Source organism: uncultured Streptococcus sp. (assembly GCF_915066115.1).
GTDB lineage: Bacteria > Bacillota > Bacilli > Lactobacillales > Streptococcaceae > Streptococcus.
Genome location: NZ_CAJZDT010000131.1, coordinates 1 through 4,884 on the forward strand (window position 1 = coordinate 1; position 4,884 = coordinate 4,884).

Annotated in this window: 4 protein-coding genes; 2 read left to right on the forward strand and 2 right to left on the reverse strand. The window is 41.0% G+C overall.

The genetic code is table 11. The features are described 5' to 3' along the window. Positions 1–137 precede the first annotated feature (137 nt). The gene (locus QZ565_RS08165; RefSeq protein WP_295528046.1) at positions 138–1,769 is read left to right on the forward strand and encodes a Na/Pi cotransporter family protein; all 1,632 of its coding nucleotides are present in this window, start codon (positions 138–140) and stop codon (positions 1,767–1,769) included. Between the two features lie 99 nt (positions 1,770–1,868). On the opposite strand, the gene QZ565_RS08170 is transcribed toward QZ565_RS08165, so the two are convergent. Beyond that, complete coding sequence (locus QZ565_RS08170) at positions 1,869–2,165, reverse strand: bacteriocin immunity protein (protein ID WP_295528049.1); 297 nt, start codon at positions 2,163–2,165, stop codon at positions 1,869–1,871. A gap of 21 nt (positions 2,166–2,186) precedes the next feature. Beyond that, the gene (gene pepA / locus QZ565_RS08175; protein WP_295528052.1) at positions 2,187–3,251 is read right to left on the reverse strand and encodes a glutamyl aminopeptidase; all 1,065 of its coding nucleotides are present in this window, start codon (positions 3,249–3,251) and stop codon (positions 2,187–2,189) included. Positions 3,252–3,545: 294 nt separating this feature from the next. Here pepA and galE point away from each other — a divergent pair, with 294 nt between their 5' ends. Further along, positions 3,546–4,544 carry a UDP-glucose 4-epimerase GalE gene (galE, locus tag QZ565_RS08180; protein ID WP_295528055.1) on the forward strand — a complete coding sequence of 333 codons (999 nt, stop codon included), beginning with the start codon at positions 3,546–3,548 and terminating at the stop codon, positions 4,542–4,544. Positions 4,545–4,884: the final 340 nt, after the last annotated feature.

A 4,884-nucleotide genomic window follows, 5' to 3' on the forward strand; every position in this document is an offset into this window, starting at 1 on the left:
CATGTTAAAGTTTATTATTTTTACTTTTTCTCACAAATTTTCTTTCTAAAATTTCATCTAAACACTTGTTAGATTTACTTTTATCCTTTAAAATAGAATAGGAGAAATTCCGTTATTATTTTTCGGAGGAAAAAGAAATGTCCATTAATTGGCAGGAAATTTTATTTCACTTTTTAGGTGGTCTGGGACTATTCTTATATAGTATCAAGACCATGGGAGACGGTTTGCAACAAGCTGCTGGAGATCGCCTTCGTTTTTACATTGACAAGTACACTAGCAATCCCTTTTTAGGTGTTCTAGTCGGGATTGTCGTGACTGCCCTGATTCAGTCAAGTACAGGGGTTACAGTTATCACGGTTGGACTGGTCAGCGCTAGTCTTCTAACTCTTAGACAGGCTATCGGAATTATCATGGGAGCCAACATCGGAACCACCGTTACTTCCTTTATCATCGGTTTCAAGCTTGGTGAGTATGCTTTACCCCTGATTTTCCTTGGAACCATGTTCCTCTTCTTTACCAAAAATAGAACAGCAAACAATATCGGACGCATCCTGTTTGGTGTAGGAGGAATCTTCTATGCTCTAAACCTCATCAGTGCCGGTATGAGTCCTCTTAAAGATTTACCACAATTCAAGGAATACATGGTAACCTTGGGACAAAATCCTGTGTTGGGAGTTTTTGCCGGTGCAGTGATTACCGTCCTCATCCAAGCTTCTTCTGCGACAATCGGGATTTTACAAGGTCTCTATGCAGGTGGATTCCTTGACCTTAAAGGTTCGCTACCAGTTCTCTTCGGGGATAATATCGGGACAACCCTAACAGTTATCATCGCGGCAGCTGGAGCCAATGTCTCTGCGAAACGCGTTGCTGCAACCCACGTTACCTTTAACGTTTTAGGAACTATTCTTTGCTTAATCTTATTAGGCCCCTTCACTGCAATGATTGAGTACTTCCAAGCACTCCTTCACCTCTCACCTGAGATGACCATCGCCTTCTCGCACGGTGCCTTCAACGTAAGTAACACCATTGTACAATTTCCATTCATCGGAGCCTTGGCTTTCTTTGTAACCAAGCTCATCCCTGGTGAAGACGAAGTTGTCAAGTACGAGCCACTTTATCTTGATGAGCATTTGATTAAACAAGCTCCTTCAATCGCTCTCGGAAATGCGAAGAAAGAACTCCTTCATTTGGGAAATTATGCTTCTAAAGCCTTTGACCTTTCATACAACTACATCATTGACCTTAATGAAAAGGTTGCTGAAAAAGGACACAAGACAGAAGAAGCCATCAATACCATTGATGAAAAATTGACTCGTTACCTTATTACTCTTTCAAGCGAGGCCCTTAGCCAGAAAGAAAGTGAAGTGCTCACCAATATCCTTGATTCATCCCGCGATTTGGAACGGATTGGGGACCACGCAGAAGCGCTAATCAATCTAACTGACTATCTTCAACGTAAAAATGTTGAGTTCTCTGAAGCTGCTTTGCAGGAATTGGCTGATATCTATCAAAAAACCACTGGCTTTATCAAGGATGCCCTTGATAGCGTGGAAAACAATGATATTGAAAAAGCTCAAAGTCTGATTGAACGCCATAAAGAAATCAACAATATGGAACGTGTTCTCAGAAAGACCCACATCAAACGCCTCAACAAGGGCGAATGTTCAACGCAAGCTGGGGTCAACTTTATCGACATTGTTTCCCACTACACTCGTGTGTCAGACCACGCTATGAATCTGGCTGAAAAAGTCATTGCTGAACAAATCTAAGTACCAAGAAGCTATCCATCATAATTGGATGGCTTTTTCTTCTCCTTATCAAGAATAGCTTTTCTGCCATATAAAAAAATGCTTTGATTCACAATGGAATCAAAGCATTTTAAAGAGCTCCCCATACATAAGCGCAGAAGCTGCAGTTCCCCTGTACTTGGCTTCTTCTCTTTTGATAAAGCGAGCCAAGTTTATCAATTCAGGTGCTGGATGTTTGGGATTTAGGAGCAATTCACGATTGACCAGGCCTGAGAGACGAACTGCCAGCAACTGCTCATTTGTAGTAGGCAGTTTTTTTGCAGTCTCTAGGAGAGTAGCAACTAAATCTTCACTCAAATCATGTCGAGCATGATTGTAAAGATCTTTTACAAGGCTTTCTAGGTTTGGTGTTACCATCCCTACCACCTCCCTTATGGTTTAATAATTTTTAATCAAATCAACCGTTGAACGATCCAATTTTTTCACCAAGGCTTGCAAGAAAGCTTGAGCTTCTAAGAAGTCATCCATAGCGTATAGGGTTTGGTGAGAATGGATATAACGAGCGCAAACACCGATTGTTGTTGATGGGACACCACTATTTTTCAAATGAGCTGCACCAGCGTCTGTTCCGCCTTTACCACAGTAGTATTGGTACTTGATACCAGCTTCCTCAGCTGTTGTCAAAAGGAAATCCTTCATTCCTGGGAGAAGCAAGTGACCTGGGTCGTAGAAACGAATCAAGGTTCCATCCCCAATTTTGCCTTGACCGCCATAAACATCACCAGCAGGTGAGCAATCAACTGCTAGGAAGACTTCTGGATCAAACTTGGTTGTAGATGTATGAGCACCTCGGAGACCAACTTCTTCTTGGACATTAGAGCCAAGATAGAGTTCATTTCCGAGTTTTTGACCTGAAAGAGCTTCCGCCAACTCGCTAACCATAAGAACACCGTAGCGGTTGTCCCAAGCTTTTGAGATGATATTTTTTTCATTGGCTGTCAAGATTGCAGAACTATCTGGTACAATGGTGTCGCCAGGACGGATGCCAAAGCTTTCTGCCTCAGCCTTGTCCGCAAAACCACCATCAAAGACAATATCCGCAATGGCTGGCATGGTTGGTCCACCCTTTCCACGAGTCAAATGTGGCGGAACAGAGCCTGAAATCACTGGAATTTCACGACCATCACGAGTCAAGAGTTTGAAACGTTGGCTGCTGACCACCATAGGATTCCAACCACCGATTTCTACGACACGGAAGGTACCGTCTGGCTTAATCTCGCTGACCATAAAACCAACTTCGTCCATGTGAGAAGCGACCAAGACGCGTGGCGCATCCGCAGCTTCTGAATGTTTAATTCCGAAAATACCACCCAAGCCATCTGTCACTACTTCATCCACGTGCGGGGTCAACTTTTCACGAAGATAGGCACGGACAGGTGCTTCATGACCTGAGATCGCAGCAAGTTCTGTTACTTCTTTGATTTTTGAAAATAATGTTGTCATTTCAGTTCCTTCTTTCTTTCATCCATTTTACCACTTTTTATAGGAGAAGGATAGCGGGAAGGTGGATTTCTAAGTTAGTATCTTAGTCTTACTGTATCTTAGAAAAATCTTGTATTTTCTTACATGTGAGGTGAAATCTAAGAACTATTCCAAGACCAACCCAAAGCTTAATTCCCAAACACAAAACAATTCAATGCTATATTCGTTCAGTTTTTTCATGAAATTTACAGAAAATAGTTGACTTTTACTTGCTCTTTCTTTAAAATAGTACAAAACTAGGAAAAGGAAAAAATCATGACCAAAACAATTCTTGTTACAGGTGGAGCTGGCTATATTGGCTCCCATACCGTTAAAGCTCTTTTAAATGCTAGCTACCAGGTGCATGTCCTCGACAATCTCTCTACAGGAAATCGTGCAGCTGTGGATAGTCGTGCCAGCTTTAAACAACTGGATGTTTATGATGCTAGTGCCCTAAAAGCTTACTTGGAAGAAAATAAGATTGATGCTGTTCTTCATTGTGCAGGTGAAATTGTTGTGAGCGAAAGTATTGAAAACCCAAGCAAATACTTCACTGCCAATGTTGCTGGTATGAACCAAGTTCTCAAAGTCCTATCTGAAGTTGGCATTCAAAAAATCATGTTTTCTTCGACCGCTTCTCTCTATGGTAATAACTGTATTGACAAGCCTGCAACTGAAGATACCCTGCTCGACCCTGTCAATCCTTATGCAGAAACAAAACTGATGGGTGAACGAATGATTTACTGGATGGCCAATCGCTACGATTGGAAATATGTCATTTTCCGTTACTTTAATGTTGCTGGGGCTGAAATGGATGCTTCAAACGGTCTGCGCGTGAAAAATCCAACTCATATCATTCCAAATATCAACAAGACCGCATTGGGACAAAATGATAGCCTAAAAATATTTGGAGATGACTACGATACACGTGACGGTTCATGTATTCGTGATTACATTCATGTCTTGGACCTTGCACAGGCTCATGTTAAAGGAATGAACTACCTATTTCAAGAAAACAGTTCTTCTCAAATCTTTAACTTAGGAACTGAAAAAGGCTATACCGTCAAAGAAATCTTTAAAACTGCTGAAGAACTACTGGATCAAAAAATCCCACACGAGATTGTTGCTCGTCGTGCTGGTGACCCAGCAAGCGTCCTAGCAGACGCATCAAAAGCTAAAAAATACCTTGATTGGCAGGCTAGCTACTCCCTCGAAGATATTATTTTATCAGATTATCGTTGGCGAGTTAAAGAAGGTAAAAACATTTTAGAATAAATAGCAGAAACATCAATAATAAATAAAAACACAGATAGATGGCACTTGATAAATACCAAGTATCATCTATCTGTGTTTTATACATTAGAATCCAATTTATACTCTTCAAAAATCTCTTCACAAACCACGTCAACGTCGCCTTACCGTATAGATGTTACTGACTTCGTCAGTTCTATCTGCAACCTCAAAATAGTATTTTGAGCTGACTTCATCAGTTTCATCTACAACCTCAAAACAGTGTTTTGAGCAGCCTGCGACTAGTTTCCTAGTTTGTTCTTTGATTTTCATTGAGTATTATTTTAAATTTCTCTTTGACGAAAAATGGTCTGGTACGGGGTCC